At 70.3% G+C, this 14,112-nt stretch carries 17 protein-coding genes; 9 read left to right on the top strand and 8 right to left on the bottom strand.

The annotated features are described in order from the left end of the window. Window positions 1–3 precede the first annotated feature (3 nt). The gene (locus tag H4F98_RS04180; protein ID WP_182685376.1) at window positions 4–570 is read left to right on the top strand and encodes a hypothetical protein; all 567 of its coding nucleotides are present in this window, start codon (window positions 4–6) and stop codon (window positions 568–570) included. 19 nt (window positions 571–589) lie between these two features. Continuing rightward, complete coding sequence (locus H4F98_RS04175; protein ID WP_182685375.1) at window positions 590–820, top strand: RNA-binding S4 domain-containing protein; 231 nt, start codon at window positions 590–592, stop codon at window positions 818–820. 23 nt (window positions 821–843) lie between these two features. Here H4F98_RS04175 and H4F98_RS04170 read toward each other — a convergent pair whose 3' ends face one another. Then, the gene (locus H4F98_RS04170) at window positions 844–1,821 is read right to left on the bottom strand and encodes a hypothetical protein (RefSeq protein ID WP_182685374.1); all 978 of its coding nucleotides are present in this window, start codon (window positions 1,819–1,821) and stop codon (window positions 844–846) included. 92 nt (window positions 1,822–1,913) lie between these two features. Next, window positions 1,914–2,996: a COG3904 family protein gene (locus H4F98_RS04165; RefSeq protein WP_182685373.1), complete on the bottom strand. Its 1,083-nt coding sequence runs from the start codon at window positions 2,994–2,996 to the stop codon at window positions 1,914–1,916. 557 nt (window positions 2,997–3,553) lie between these two features. Between H4F98_RS04165 and H4F98_RS04160 the strand changes: the two genes are divergently transcribed. From H4F98_RS04160 to H4F98_RS04140, 5 genes are read left to right on the top strand one after another with little or no spacing between them, the layout of a single operon-like run. Beyond that, window positions 3,554–3,976 (top strand): YciI family protein, encoded by a 423-nt coding sequence (locus H4F98_RS04160; protein ID WP_182685372.1) that lies wholly within the window; start codon window positions 3,554–3,556, stop codon window positions 3,974–3,976. Window positions 3,977–4,010: 34 nt separating this feature from the next. Further along, window positions 4,011–4,451 carry a VOC family protein gene (locus H4F98_RS04155; protein WP_182685371.1) on the top strand — a complete coding sequence of 147 codons (441 nt, stop codon included), beginning with the start codon at window positions 4,011–4,013 and terminating at the stop codon, window positions 4,449–4,451. 36 nt (window positions 4,452–4,487) lie between these two features. After that, window positions 4,488–4,892: a VOC family protein gene (locus H4F98_RS04150; RefSeq protein WP_182685370.1), complete on the top strand. Its 405-nt coding sequence runs from the start codon at window positions 4,488–4,490 to the stop codon at window positions 4,890–4,892. 46 nt (window positions 4,893–4,938) lie between these two features. After that, window positions 4,939–6,216, top strand: coding sequence for an RNA polymerase sigma factor (locus tag H4F98_RS04145; protein ID WP_182685369.1), 1,278 nt, complete (start codon window positions 4,939–4,941; stop codon window positions 6,214–6,216). Between the two features lie 40 nt (window positions 6,217–6,256). Continuing rightward, a complete protein-coding gene (locus tag H4F98_RS04140; RefSeq protein ID WP_182685368.1) occupies window positions 6,257–6,613 on the top strand; it encodes a DUF1428 domain-containing protein in 357 nt (118 codons plus the stop codon). A 71-nt stretch (window positions 6,614–6,684) separates the two neighbouring features. Here H4F98_RS04140 and H4F98_RS04135 read toward each other — a convergent pair whose 3' ends face one another. Next, on the bottom strand, window positions 6,685–7,671 hold the full coding sequence (locus H4F98_RS04135; RefSeq protein WP_182685367.1) for a zinc-dependent alcohol dehydrogenase family protein: 987 nt from the start codon (window positions 7,669–7,671) through the stop codon (window positions 6,685–6,687). Window positions 7,672–7,830: 159 nt separating this feature from the next. Between H4F98_RS04135 and H4F98_RS04130 the strand changes: the two genes are divergently transcribed. After that, window positions 7,831–8,544, top strand: a complete 714-nt coding sequence (locus H4F98_RS04130) for a pseudouridine synthase (RefSeq protein WP_182685366.1) — start codon at window positions 7,831–7,833, stop codon at window positions 8,542–8,544. A 21-nt stretch (window positions 8,545–8,565) separates the two neighbouring features. Here the strand turns inward: H4F98_RS04130 and H4F98_RS04125 are convergent, their stop codons facing one another. Next, on the bottom strand, window positions 8,566–8,946 hold the full coding sequence (locus tag H4F98_RS04125; RefSeq protein ID WP_182685365.1) for an STAS/SEC14 domain-containing protein: 381 nt from the start codon (window positions 8,944–8,946) through the stop codon (window positions 8,566–8,568). Between the two features lie 106 nt (window positions 8,947–9,052). Between H4F98_RS04125 and dbpA the strand changes: the two genes are divergently transcribed. Further along, window positions 9,053–10,438: an ATP-dependent RNA helicase DbpA gene (gene dbpA / locus H4F98_RS04120; RefSeq protein ID WP_182685364.1), complete on the top strand. Its 1,386-nt coding sequence runs from the start codon at window positions 9,053–9,055 to the stop codon at window positions 10,436–10,438. Window positions 10,439–10,459: 21 nt separating this feature from the next. On the opposite strand, the gene H4F98_RS04115 is transcribed toward dbpA, so the two are convergent. From H4F98_RS04115 to H4F98_RS04100, 4 genes are all read right to left on the bottom strand, one after another. Beyond that, window positions 10,460–10,996 carry a DUF2058 domain-containing protein gene (locus H4F98_RS04115; protein WP_182685363.1) on the bottom strand — a complete coding sequence of 179 codons (537 nt, stop codon included), beginning with the start codon at window positions 10,994–10,996 and terminating at the stop codon, window positions 10,460–10,462. Between the two features lie 90 nt (window positions 10,997–11,086). Further along, window positions 11,087–12,175: a sulfite exporter TauE/SafE family protein gene (locus H4F98_RS04110; RefSeq protein ID WP_182685362.1), complete on the bottom strand. Its 1,089-nt coding sequence runs from the start codon at window positions 12,173–12,175 to the stop codon at window positions 11,087–11,089. 64 nt (window positions 12,176–12,239) lie between these two features. Then, a complete protein-coding gene (locus H4F98_RS04105) occupies window positions 12,240–13,355 on the bottom strand; it encodes a DUF1615 domain-containing protein (RefSeq protein WP_182685361.1) in 1,116 nt (371 codons plus the stop codon). Between the two features lie 33 nt (window positions 13,356–13,388). After that, window positions 13,389–14,069, bottom strand: a complete 681-nt coding sequence (locus H4F98_RS04100) for a GNAT family N-acetyltransferase (protein ID WP_182685360.1) — start codon at window positions 14,067–14,069, stop codon at window positions 13,389–13,391. Between the last annotated feature and the right edge of the window lie 43 nt (window positions 14,070–14,112).

Here is a 14,112-nt window from a genome sequence, read left to right as displayed (position 1 = left end):
GCCATGGACCAGTTCCCGCACATCCGCATCCTGATGGGCATGGTGCTGGGCCTGGCCATCACCACCCTGCTCAAGGGCCTGGCCCAGTTCGTCCAGCACCCGGACCGCCAACGCGTGTACTGGGTGCACATCGGCTGGGCAGTGACGATGTTCGTCCTGCTGGTGCACTTCTGGTGGTGGGAATATGCGCTGGTGAAGGTCAGCGACTGGACGTTCGTGATGTACGGGTTCCTGGTCGGCTACACGGTGCTGTTCTACCTGTTGTGCACGCTGCTGTTTCCCGACGACCTGCGCGAGTACGCCGGCTACCGCGACTACTTCATGTCCCGGCGGCGCTGGTTCTTCGGCCTGATGGCGCTGTCGTACGTGGTCGACCTGGGCGACACGTTGATCAAGGGCCGTGAATACCTGGGCAACCTGGGCACCGAGTACCTGCTGCGCAACGCGACCTTCATCGTGCTGTGCCTGGTGGCGACGCGTACGCGCTCGCAGGTCTTCCACCGCGCGTTCGTCGCCGGCGCCCTGCTGTACGAACTCAGCTGGATCTACCGGCTGTACGATCGTCTCTGACCTTTTCCACCGGCCTGCCATGCAACGCATCCGCTTCGAACTCGAACCCGACCGCGACCACGTCGAACTCAACCAGTTGCTGAAGCTCGCCGGCCTGTGCGACAGCGGCGGCATGGGCAAGGCGATCGTCGCCAGTGGCGCGGTCAGCGTCGATGGCCAGGTGGAACTGCGCAAGACCTGCAAGATCCGGCCGGGCCAGCGCGTGGCGCTGGAAGGCGTGGAGATCGAGGTGCTCGCCACCGGGGCTTGACGCGCGCGGCGCCCGGCCCGTGCTCAGGCGATGGCCAGGCCCGCGTCGGCGCGCGCCAGCCGGTCGTGCAGGGCGCGCACGGATTCCGCACCGGGATCGACCGTCGCGCTGCCGATGGCTTCCACGAAACGGCAGGCGGCATGGTGGCGCGCGGCTTTTTCGTACGCCGCCACCCAGGCCTCGCGTTCGGGCAGGCGGTCGGCGGCCACCGGCCACACGCCGGGGCGTGGGCGCAGGTGGCGGTCGATGCCGATGCGCCAGGGCTTGGGGCTCACCCGGGCACGGAAACAGTGCTGGCGCTGGCACATCCGCACGTACAGGGGATCGGTGCCCAGGGCCTCGAACAACGCCGAGACTTCGGGTGCATCCGGGGCGAAGCGCCGGTGCATGGCCAGCACGCGCAAACCCGCGGGCGTGCGATACGCGCGCAGGTGCCATTCCGGATGCGTGGCGACGAAGCGGCGGACGCGACCCAGTGCGGCCTTCTCGGCCCCGCCGCGCAGCGCCTGCCAGGCGCGATGGAACGGATCGGCCAGGCCCGCCGTGGCCACCAGCGAAGCGAGCAGGGCGACCAGTATCCAGCCGGTCGACCCCTTCGCCGCCACTCCCACGATGCCGGCCAGGGCCAGGGTCGCGAACAGGCTCCACCACAGGCGACGGCTTGCGCGCGCGGGAAAATCGATGTCGGCGAACAGCACGTCCGGCGTGTTGAGGCACAGCGCGCCGTAGCCATTGCGCGAGACGACGCTGTCGCCGTCGCGCAGCACGATTTCCTCGCGGATCGGCACGCCTTCGGCGCCGTTGTAGGCGACCTTGGGTTCGATGCGGCGCAGCGCTTCGCCTGCGTGGATGCGGTCCATCGCTTCGCGCGCGCGGGCATCGGCGTGCGCCTGCGCGGCCTCGAGGCTGTCGTCGGACCAACCGAAGCGACGCACCGTGACCGGCTTGCGACGGGTGCCTTCGCGCAGGCGGGCCTCGGCCCAGTACTGGGGAATGATCATCGACGAAGTCCGCGGCGTCCGTTTTTCGGGACCGGCACCCTACCCCGGAACCGGGCGCGGGCACCAGCCGCTCGCGAGGACGCGACCGCGGTTCAGTCGTACTCGGAGAACGGCGATTCCTTCGGACAGCTGGAGTCGGGGAAGCCGTAGCGCTTCTTCAGGTCCAGTCCGCACTGGCCCATGTCGGCGACCTGTTCTCCCTCGGTGGTGCACAGCATGTCGTAATCGCGGAAGAAGGCATCCTTGCGCCGCACGAAGGCCTCGCCGCACTTGCGCCCCAGGCGGATCCGGTCCAGGTCGTCCTCGGCGGCATTGCGCCCGGACAGGCCGAAGCGCGCCAGCTCCTCGGCGGTCAGCAGGCGCAGGCTGCGGTTGGGTACGGTCATCATCAGGTCGGCGATCGCGATCGCCGCGCCGTTGCGCTGCAGGTACTGGCTCATCTGCCCGTGCACCTCGCGCAGCTCCTGGTTGAGTTCGGCGCGCGAGGTGGCCTTGGAGCCGATCCGCAGCATGCGATGGATGCCGACCGGTCCCGATACCAGGCGGGTGTCGCCGGCGGCGAGGATCAGCACGCAGGAACTGTGGCAGACCGAGTCCTCGCGGACCCAGACCATCCATCCCGACTCGGCCATGGCGTCGCCGGCCTTGATGCCCTCCTCGACCTGCCCCCCGCTGGAGTCGATGTCGAGGATGCGCGATTCGATCCCGAGGGTGTCCGCCATGTCGGCCACGCGCTGGACCAGGGCGGTGAAGCCGGCGTCGACCTTGCCGTCGTAGCGCAGCCGCACCATGTCGGTCTTCTGGCAAGGCGACATGGTCTTCCAGACGTGCGAGAAACCCAGGGACGACAGCGGCACGCCGTCGCCGCCCTCGGTGTAGTCGCGATCGCAGCTGATCGAGGCCTTGCCTGCCGTCACCGGCATGGGCGTCCAGTCGATCTCCGAGGGCGCTTCGTCATAGGCGGCCGGCGGCGCGGGCTCGGCTTCGGGCATCTCCACCACGGTCGCGCCGAAGTCGCTCTTGCGGCGGGCCAGCACCTGCCCGGCGTCCGTCGGCACGACCGGCGCCTGCGCGTCGGCGACCGTCCGGGGGCCTTCCACCGGGGCTTCCGGGGTGCAGGCCGCGGCCAAAAGGCAGGTCGTCAGCAGGAGCGTGTACGTCGGGATCGGGCGCATGCAGACCATCGGGAAAAGTGGGAGCGCGGTCATGCCGGGACCGCGATTCCAGTCTAGGGGGATGCGGCGCCGGTGTGTTCAACACAAGGTGAATGCCTGCCCGCAGCGGCGTGACTCCGGGGTGCCCGGGCCCTGAACGCTGGACCGCCGGGATCCTGGCCGCATCCTGGCGTCATCCCGGTGCGTTCCCGTCTTGATGAAAGACCCGGGTGGAGCGCGCTGACGAGACGAAGCGCGCGGATGTCTCCTGCCCACGTCGTACCAGCATGCTTCCAGCCGGGATCCCGCCTTTGCTCCTGGAGGGGCCATGGCCACGAAGGCGGCTCGCCCGTCCGTGGGACCCGGCGCGAGAGCTGGATCCCAGCGTTCGCTGGGATGACGAATCTGGGGAGGCGCGGATGGCGGGCGGGATCCCGGCTTCCGCTGGGATGACGAATCTGGAGAGACGCGGGTGGCGGGCGGGAAATTTCCGCCTGCATGTCGAATCCCCGGGGTCTGGTCCGTCGACAGGGTGCAGGCGGGGGATACCGCCCCCGCATCCATCAAGGAGAACACCCATGCGCGTCGTCGTCATCGTCAAGGCCACTGCCGACTCCGAAGCCGGGGTCATGCCCAGCGAACAGCTCCTGGCCGACATGGGCCGCTACAACGAGGAACTGGTCCGCGCCGGGATCATGCTCGCGGGCGAAGGCCTGCATCCGTCCTCGCGCGGCGCACGCGTCGAGTTCTCCGGCAAGGAGCGCCATGTCACCGACGGGCCTTTCGCCGAGACCAAGGAACTCGTCGCCGGGTTCTGGCTGTGGCAGGTACGTTCGATGGACGAGGCGATCGAATGGGTCAAGCGCTGCCCGAACCCGATGCCGGGCGATTCGACGATCGAGATCCGCCCGGTGTTCGAAGCCGACGATTTCGGCGAGGCCATGACCCCCGAACTGCGCGAGCAGGAAGACCGCCTGCGCGAGCAGCTGGCGCGCAACTGACGCACGCGCCCGGCGCGCGGCACGGAGACCCGTCATGCAGTTCATTCCCTACATGAGCGATTTCGGCGGCAAGTGCCGCGAAGCCTTCGACTTCTACGCGCTTGCCCTGGGTGGCCAAGTAGTGGGGCGCACGACCTATGGCGAGTCGCCGGTGTGCGAGCGGATGCCACCGGGTTCCGCCGGCCTCGTCATGCACAGCTGCCTGGTCGCTGGCGACGCCGTGATCATGGGCGCCGACGGCCCGCCCGCGTCGCGCAGCGGCGACGAAGGCACCGCGATCAACATCAGCGTCGACAGCACCGCGGACGCCGAGCGCATCTGGGCCGCGCTTTCGGTCGGTGCCGACATCCGCATGCCGCTGCAGGAAACCCCCTGGGCGCATCGCTGGGGCATGCTCGTGGACCGCTTCGGCAAGCCCTGGATGGTCAACCACCTCAAGGCCGGCGAAGACTGCCCTCCGCACGGCCACGCCTGAATCCCCTTCCCCACCCCCAAACACAGGAAACGCCACATGGCATCGAAGATCTTCATCAACCTCCCGGTCAAGGACCTCCAGCGCAGCGTCGCCTTCTACACCGCGCTGGGCTACGCCTTCGACGCCACCTACACCAACGAGAACGCGACCTGCATGATCGTCGACGACAACATCCTGGTGATGCTGCTCGTGGAGCCGTTCTTCGCGACCTTCACGCCCAAGCCCGTCAGCGATGCGCATGCCGCCACCGAGGTGCTGCTGGCGTTGTCGCTGGACGGCCGCGAGGCGGTCGACGCGATGGTCGCCCGCGCGGTCGCGGCCGGCGCGCGCACGCCCGTCGACGCGGTCGACCACGGTTTCATGTACCAGCACGGATACGAGGACCTCGACGGGCACATGTGGGAGCTGTTCCACATGGATGGACCGCCGCCGCAGGCATGAACCGGCACTTGCACCGCCTGCGGCCGGATGCTCTGATGCGGCGATCATGACGGACCATGAATTCAACCGCCGCATCGATGCCATCTGGCGCATGGAGTCGGCCCGCGTGATCGCCACGCTGGCCCGCATGCTGCGCGACATCGGCCTGGCCGAGGACATCGCCCAGGACGCGCTCATCTCGGCGCTCGAGAAATGGCCGGCCGACGGCATCCCCGACAAGCCCGGCGCGTGGCTGATGACCACCGCCCGGCGCAAGGCGATCGACCGCATCCGCCACGGACAGATGGCCGAGCTCAAGCACGTGCAGATCGCGCACGAACTCGAGGACGTGCAGCAGGAACGCTTCGACGCGGAACAGGCGGGACTGGACGACCCGATCGGCGACGACCTGCTGCGACTGGTCTTCGTCGCCTGCCACCCCCTGCTGTCGCCGGAGGCACGCGTCGCGCTGACCCTGCGCTTGCTTGGCGGCCTGAGCACGGCCGAGATCGCGCGCGCGTTCCTCGCCCAGGAGCCGACCATCGCCCAGCGCATCGTCCGCGCCAAGCGCAGTCTCGCCGAAGCCGACGTGGCGTTCGAGGTGCCGCGCGGCCAGGCCCTGCAGCAGCGCCTGGCGTCCGTGCTGGAGGTCATCTACCTGATCTTCAACGAGGGCTACTCCGCGACCGCCGGCGACGACTGGCTGCGACCGGCGCTGTGCGAGGAGGCCCTGCGCCTGGGCCGCATCCTGGTGGGGCTGATGCCCGCCGAGGACGAAGTACACGGGCTAGTCGCGCTGATGGAGATCCAGGCCTCGCGCAGCCACGCGCGCACCGCCGCCGATGGCAGTCCCGTGCTGTTGCTGGAACAGGACCGCAGCCGCTGGGACCGCCTGCTGGTGCGGCGCGGGCTGGCCGCGCTGGAACAGGCCGAGCGGATCGCCACGGCGCGGGGGATCGAGCGCGGCCCCTACGCGCTGCAGGCGGCGATCGCCGCCTGCCATGCCCGCGCGGTCACCGCCCAGGACACCGACTGGGGCGCCATCGCGGCCCTGTACGCCGACCTCGCCCGCCAGGTGCCCTCGCCGGTCGTCGAACTCAACCGCGCCGTCGCGATCGCCATGCATGCCGGACCCGAGGCCGGCCTGGCGCATGCCGAAACCATCGCCGGCGCGCCTGCGCTCAAGCACTACCACCTGCTGCCCAGCGTCCGCGGCGACCTGCTGTTCCTCCTTGGACGGCATGCCGAAGCGCGCGAGGAATTCCGGCGCGCGGCGACCCTGACCCGCAACGAGCGCGAGCGCACCCTGCTGCTGGAACGCGCCTCGCGATGCACGCCGTCCTGAGGACGGCCCCGCACCACCCGCCCCACCGCAAGGAGGTCGCATGAGCTACGTCGATGGCTTCGTACTGCCGGTCCCGCGCGACCGGCTCGATGATTACCGCAAGCTGGCCCGCAAGGCCTGCAGGATCTGGATGGAATACGGCGCACTGGCCTACCACGAGGCCGTGGCGGACGACGTCCCGGTAGGCAAGTCCACCTCGTTCCCGCGCAGCGTCAAGCTCAAGGACGACGAGGTGGTCGTGTTCGCCTACATCGTCTACAAGTCGCGCGCCCAGCGCGACAAGGTCAACAAGCAGGTCATGGCCGATCCGCGGCTCGCCGGAATGGACATGAAGAGCGTGCCGTTCGACGGCAAGCGGATGTTCTGGGGCGGCTTCAAGAGCCTGGTGAAGGCCTAGCGCCGCCCAATGTCGATGGCGCGGGCGGGCGAAGGGCAGACACCTTCCCCGCTGGCGCCGGTGCCGGCGACTCAACCATTGGGCAGGATCATCACCTTGCCCGAGCGCTCGCCCGCCGCGGCCGCCGCGACGGCGTCCTTGACCTGGTCGATGCCGTAGGTCTCCTGCACGCGCGCCTTGAGCTGGCCGCTGGCGATGAGGCCGACCAGCTCGGCGAACAGGGCGTTGCGGGTGGCCGCGTCGGTGACCTTGAACCAGTGCGCCAGCCAGAAACCGCGCAGGGTGATCCCGCGGAAGATCAGCGATCCGGGCGAGATCGCGCAGGGCTCGCCGCCCATCGCGCCGTAGTTGACCAGGGTGGCGCCCGGCGCGAGGGCCTGCGCCATGCGCTCGGTCGCCATGCCGCCGACCGCATCGATGCCCAGCTTCACCCTGGCGCCGCCGGTCGCCTCCGCGACCCGGGCGGCGAGGTCATCGCCGTCCACCAGCACCACGTTCGCTTCCAGTGCCTCGACATCGGCGACGGCACCCTGGCGACGGACCACGTTGACCGTGCGCAGCCCGCGCGCGCGGGCAAGCTGCACGAGATAGCCGCCAACGGCCGAATTGGCCGCGTTCTGGATGACCCAGTCGCCCGGCTGCAGGTCGACGATGTCGCTGAGCAGCAGCCGCGCCGTCGGCGGATTGACCGTCAGCATCGCCAGCTGCTGCGGGTCGGCGCCTTCCGGCAGCGGCACCAGCGCCCTGGCCTCGGCCACCAGGTGCGTGGTCCAGGTCCCGCAGCCGACCGGCAGCAGCACGGTCTGCCCGGGGCTGAGCCCGGCAACGTCCTCCGCCACCGCGGCGACGCGACCCACGCCTTCGTTGCCGCCCACCGCCGGCAGCGGCGGCAGCGAGCCGTATTCGCCCGTCAGGGTCAGGACGTCGGAGGGATTGATGGGCGCGGCGAGCACCTCCACCAGGGCCTGGCCGGGGGCCAGGGCCGGCAGGCCGAATTCGACCGCTTCGATGACATCCTGCGGCACCGGGCCGCGCTGGGTGTAACGGGCATGCTTCATGCTGCACCAGGATTCGGGAGGGACCCCCGAGGATACGTCGCTTCGCGTGCAGGCGATGGAACTGCCGCCCATCGCCCCGGCCGGGGCCGGCGTGCGCGCCGGCCCAAGGTGTGACAGCATGCGCGCCCAGCCCCCGCCCGCGCGTTCGCGCACCCCTCCATGCGCCTGAACAAGCACATCAGCGACTCCGGCCTCTGCTCCCGGCGGGAAGCCGATCGCCTCATCGCCGCCGGCAAGGTCAGCGTCAACGGCATCCGCGCCCGCATCGGCAGCGAGGTCGGGGAAGGCGACAAGGTCCTGGTCGACGGACAGGCCCTGCCCACGCGTGCGGCGGCCAAGGGCAAGCGGCAGCACGTCTACATAGCGCTGAACAAGCCGGTCGGCGTCACCTGCACCACCGAAGCCGGGGTGAAGGGCAACATCGTCGACTTCGTCGGCCACGACCGCCGCATCTTTCCGATCGGCCGCCTCGACAAGGACTCCGAGGGCCTGATCCTGCTGACCAGCAACGGCGACATCGTCAACGAGATCCTCCGCGCCGAGAACAAGCTGGAAAAGGAGTACCTGGTCGCGGTGAACCACGCCGTGACCGACGATTTCCTGCGCGGAATGGCCCGCGGCGTTCCCATCCATGGCCAGACCACCCTGCCCTGCCGGACCAGCCGGCTGGCGCGGTTCGGCTTCCGCATCATCCTGGTGCAGGGCCTGAACCGGCAGATCCGGCTGATGGCCGCGCACTTCGGTTTCCGGGTGAAGCAGCTGGTGCGCGTGCGCATCGGCAACGTCAAGCTGGCCCACCTCAAGCCCGGGCAATGGCGCAACCTCACCGACGCCGAACTGCAGGCGCTGTTGCCGCACCGCACGAGCTGGTGACGCCGCGCAGCCGCGCGGCGTTCAGTGCGGGTCGATCGGCCGCGACACCCAGGCCATGGCCGCCCCGCGCTGGCCTGGCTCGAAGGTCTCCAGATCGATGCCCGGGACCAGCTTGCCGGTGAAGCTCGAGACCCGTGCCAGCCATTCGCGCTCGGTGACCACGGCCGAGCGTGCGAAGCGCTTCAGTTCACCCAGCTTGCCCAGGCCGTAGCGGACGTCCTTGGCCATGGCCTCGGCGCTCATGCCGGTCAGGCCCGTGAGGTCGGCGAAGATGCCGATGCGCGGGTTGAGCGAGAGTTTCGTCTCCACTTCGCCGATGCAGGTGTCGTAGTCCTCGCCGGTCAACTGGCCGGTGAAGTGGAAGGCGGCCACGTGCGGCGCGACCTGCAGGATTTCGATCACCTCGGGCTCCCGGTTTGGCGGAGCCCCACGCTAGCCCGGCCACCGTCGAACCTGCGTCAAAGCGCGGGCTTCAGCCACCGTCGCGGCGAACCTGCGATCATGTCGCATGGATGCCACCCCCCCATTCGCGGCCTTGCCGCTATCCCCGGCCCTGCTGCAGGGCGTCGATGCCATGGGCTTCTCCGCGATGACGCCGGTGCAGGTCCAGTCCCTGCCGGCCATCCTGGAAGGCCGCGACGTAATCGCGCAGGCGCCCACCGGCAGCGGCAAGACGGCCGCGTTCGGGCTCGGCCTGCTGCACCGTCTCGATCCGGCCAGCACCCGCACGCAGGCGCTGGTGCTTTGCCCGACGCGCGAACTGGCCGACCAGGTCGGCAAGCAGCTGCGTCGCCTGGCCGTGGGCGTCCCCAACCTGAAGGTGTCGGTGCTTTGTGGCGGGATTCCGCTGGGCCCCCAGCTCGCTTCGCTGTCGGCGCACGATCCGCAGGTCGTGGTCGGCACGCCGGGGCGCATCCAGGAACTGGCGAAGAAGAAGGCGCTGCACCTGGGGGGCGTCCGCACGCTGGTACTCGACGAGGCCGACCGCATGCTGGACATGGGCTTCGAGGAGGCGATCCGCGACATCGTCAAGCGCACGCCTCCCGATCGCCAGGTCCTGCTGTTCTCGGCGACCTTCCCCGAGGCCATCCGCGAGCTCGGCACCGCGATGCTGCGCGATCCGCTGCAGGTCAGCGTTGAGGGCGCGGGCCAGGCACCCGATATCGAGGCGCACTTCTTCGAGGTCGAGCCCGGTCGCAAGGCGCCGCTGCTGGCGGCCCTGCTGCTGGCCTACCGCCCGGAGTCCTGCGTGGTCTTCTGCAACATGCGCCGCGACACCGAGGAGGTCGTCGGGTCGCTTGCGCATTACGGCTTCAGCGCGCTCGCCCTGCACGGCGACATGGAACAGCGCGACCGCGACGAGGTGCTGGTGCGATTCGCCAACCGCAGCTGCAGCGTGCTGGTCGCAAGCGACGTCGCCGCGCGCGGCCTGGACGTCGACGACCTCTCGGCGGTCGTCAACTACGAACTGCCCACCGACGTCGATACCTACCGCCACCGAGTCGGCCGTACCGGCCGCGCGGGGCGCAAGGGCCTGGCCCTGAGCCTGTGTACCCCGCGCGAGCGCGAGCGCGCCCTGCGGATCGAGGAAGACCAGGGCCAGCCGCTGCGATGGGAGCGCGTGCAACCGCTGGCGGGCAAGCCGGGCAAGGTGCCGGCGGCCACGATGGCCACTCTGCGCATCGATGCCGGCCGCAGCGACAAGCTCCGCCCCGGCGACATCGTCGGCGCCCTGACCGGCGAGGCCGGCCTCCACAAGGACGCCATCGGCAAGATCGACGTCTACGCCACCCGCAGCTACGTCGCGATCGCCCGGCCCCAGGCGGCCGTCGCACTCGAGCGCCTGCGCGCGGGGAAGATCAAGGGACGGCGTTTCCGGGTCAACCGGCTCTAGCCGCCGGGCGCGCGTGGCGCCCTACCAGACCAGGTCGTCGGGCACCGGGAAACGGCTGTAGTAGTCGTCTTCGTCGTCCGCGGCAGGCGCGGGTTCGCCGCCATGGTCGAGCACGATCGCCGACGGATCGCGCTCGCGGATCCGCTCGGCCGCCGCGCGCGGCAGCAGCGCATGCGCGTCGCCCTGTCGCACGACCACCAGGGCGCCGCGGGCCAGCAGGGCGCGCTGGTCGACGTCCACGTACACGCGGCGGATAGCCCCGCCGTCCTCGAAGGCATAGGCGATCTCGCCCCCGGCCTTCACCTGGTGGGCGTCAACGATCTGCGCGACCTGGGCGCGCAGTTCGCGCTCGCGCGCCTGTACGTTGCGCTCGGCCGCCAGCTGCCGGTCGCGCTCGGCACGCTCGGCCTGCAGGCGCCGCGCGTCGACGCGGTCGACGTCCTCGCCCGCCGGCGCCTTGCCCTGGCGCTGCTTCTGCTGCTCGCGCACGGCCTTGGCCACCTGGCTCTTCTTGGCCAGGCCGGCCTTGAGCAACTGTTCCTGGAGGGGATTTCGCATGGCACTACCGGATGGCGGACGTCTCGCCCTGCATTGTAGTGGCCACGGCGATCGGGTCGCAGGATCGGTCTTCGACGAAGCAGGCCACGGTCACGCTGACCCGCGACGCCCAGCCTCCGGAACGGCCATCGTCGCCGGCAACGGAACCCTCTCGCGCGCATCGCCACGCGTCGACCGGGTCCCGGCGTCGCCCGCGAGCACCGCGCCCCAGCGACGGAGACGTTCGAATCCGTACAGGAACAGCGCCACCCCGGCCAGCGCGATGGCCAGGCCGGTCCAACCCATCGCGGCCCACTGGTTGTGGCAGGTCCAGGCGAACTGGGCCACGCACAGGAAGGCGACGAACACCAGGGTCGGCCGGCGTCCGATCATGCCCACCACCAGCGCGCCCAGCGGCGCGCCCAGCGCCACCACCGGCGCGGCCGCCAGCCAGTTGCCGAAGACGCCCGGCTGCACGCCGGTGAAGGCGAGCTTGATGCCGATGCCCAGTACCGAAGTGAACGCCATGATCACCACCGAGGTGGGGATCGCGATCTTGAGGTCGGCGCGGCACAGCAACACGAGTGCGGCGTACAGCACCATGTCGATGCCGACCCCGGTCACCGATGCGACGGTCGCCGCCGCCAGCACGCCAATCACCGCGCCGACCTTGAAGTCCCAACGCTCGTCGAAGTCGGTCATGCCGCTGTGTCCGGCGATCTCGCGGATCCGGTAGAGATGCAACAGGCCGAAGCTCGCCCAGACCACCGCGAAGACGAGCTTGATCCACAGCTCGGGCACGTGCGGAGCGACGAGGAAGATGCCGAACGGCAGCCCGGCCACGGTGCCGAGCATGGCGCCCTTGAGCATCGCCCAGGCCAGGGGCTGCCGGCGGGCGAGGATGAAGATGCTCGCGCTGGTCATGCCAATCGCCTGGACAGCGAAACTGAAGTCGCGCCCCAGCGTCGCGGGGAGCTCGAACAGCAACACCAGGATCGGGAAGCCGACGGTGCCCCCGCCCATCGGCGTGGAACCGGCGATATAGCTGCCGAAGGCCATCGACAGCGCCATGGGCCAGTGGGCCACCGCCTCGGACCAGAGCCCGCGGCCGAAGACCAGCCACGCCCAGGTGCCATAGAACAGCGCCAGCCACAGGAACCACACCCAGAGATGGCGACGCGGCGGGGCTTTCAGGGACATGCAGGGGACAGCCGGTGGATCGATGCCCCATTGGAGCATCGACTGCGGCGTTTGGCGAGCCCGCTCAGCGGGCCATGCATTGCCGCCAGCGGGTGTCGACCCGGTTGGCGAACCAGGCGGTGGTCAGGTCGCGCGTGATCTTGGGGCTCTCGAGCTTGATGCCCGGCAGCACGGCGCGTGGCAGCGGCCCGCCCCGCGCCTGTTCGGCGAGCGCGAAGATCCCGCGGTACAGCGCTTCGTCCTCGAAATCGAGGCGGTCCCCGCGTTCGAGCGCGCGCCTGATGGCGCGATCGTCCAGGCCCAGTCGCGGGCCCAGCGTGCGCACCGCGCGCTCGGTGCTGCCGGGCGCGTCCAGGGGCGCACCCGGCCGCAGGAGGTCGCCGTCGAGCGCCAGGTCGATGCCGGTCGCCTCGGTGACCGCGGCCTGGAACGCGGCGTTGCGACTGGCATGCCAGCCGGCATTGAAATCGGCGAAGCGATACAGCGGCCGCGTGTAGCGGGTGGGATAGCCCAGCAGGTGGGCGATACCGAAGTACATGCCGCCGCGGCGGGTGAACACCTCGTCGCGGATGCTCCCCTGCAGCGGCCAGGGGTAGCCCTCGGCATGCGCTTCGGCGAAGGCGATGCCGACCTGCATGGGCCCGCCGGTGCGGACCGGATTGAAACCGCCAAGGAGTCGCTCGCCCATCGGCACGCGCCCGGTGAAGTCCTCGAAGATCGCATTGAGTTCCTGCTCGGTGCGTACCGCGGCCAGGCGCTCGGCGTAGCTACGCCCGTCGCCGGACGTCACCTTCAGTGCCGCATCGACGAGGAAGCCGGGGACATGCGCGTCCGCGGCACGGCGATCGATCTCGCCGCGCGCGATGCGCGCCAGTCCGGGCACCGGCGGGTTGGCCTGGAAGCTCGACTCCTGCTGGGTCACGGCCAGCACCGCGCACAGGTTCTCCGCGTCCGGTATGAGGCCCTGCGCCGCGAAGGCGACCTGGATGTCGGCCGCCCAGCCCTCACGGTCGGCGACACCGGCCGGCATGCGCCGGGCGATCTCGGCGCGCACCTCGGCGGGCGGGCGCCAGCCGTCCCTGGAGGGGGCGCGCGAGGCGCACGCGGCAAGCGACAGCGCGAGCGCCACCCACGCGAGGGCGCGAAGGGCGCGGGGCGGGCAAATACGGTTCGATGGCATGCGGGGACCGGTCCGGGACGGGCGCTCAGGCTATCAGCCCGGCTCGCGGCGGCGGGCCTGGAGCAGTTGCACGTCGCAACGGTGGCCGAAGCCGAGGGACTCGTAGAGGGCCTTCGCGCGGAGGTTGGCATGGCTCACGTGCAGGAAAGGGCGATCGCCGCGCGCAAGGATGTCGTTGGCCAGGTGGGCCATGAGGCGCCGCGCCAGGCCACGACCGAGGAACCCCGGGTCGGTGCAGATGGCGCTCAGCTCGCGGTGGCCGGGGAAGCCCATGCGCTCGCCGGCGATCGCCGCCAGGACGCCATCGACGCGAATGCCGAAGTAGCGCCCCATGTCCATCGTGCGCGGACGGAAGTAATGCGGGTAGACGCGCGCGACGAGCTCAAGGACGTCCGCACCATCGGCCGTGCCCAGGGCCCTCACTTCGGGACCTGGCGGCATGTCCAGCGGATGCTCGAGCGTCATCTGCGCGATCGCCACTGGCGGCGTCGACGTCCATTGCGGGGGCAGCGTCGGCGCCGGCCCCACGAAGAGGACGGACTGGCCTGGGTCGACCAGCGCCTCCAGGCCGGTCGCATCGGTGTCGGGGGACTCGACCGCCGCGAACGGAGCGATCGCCGCCGGGTAGGCCGCCAGGCCCGCGCCGCGACGCGCCAGGCCGGCATGCAGGCTGGCCAGTGAAGCCCAGACGGGATTGTCGAGCGCGTGCGGCATGGGTCGCGACCGGGTCGGCGGCCCCCCAGTGTGCCGCACGACG

This window comes from Marilutibacter spongiae, assembly GCF_014145325.1.
GTDB lineage: Bacteria > Pseudomonadota > Gammaproteobacteria > Xanthomonadales > Xanthomonadaceae > Marilutibacter > Marilutibacter spongiae.
Note: the sequence above shows the minus strand (reverse complement) of the source record. Positions and strands in the feature narration are given on the sequence as shown.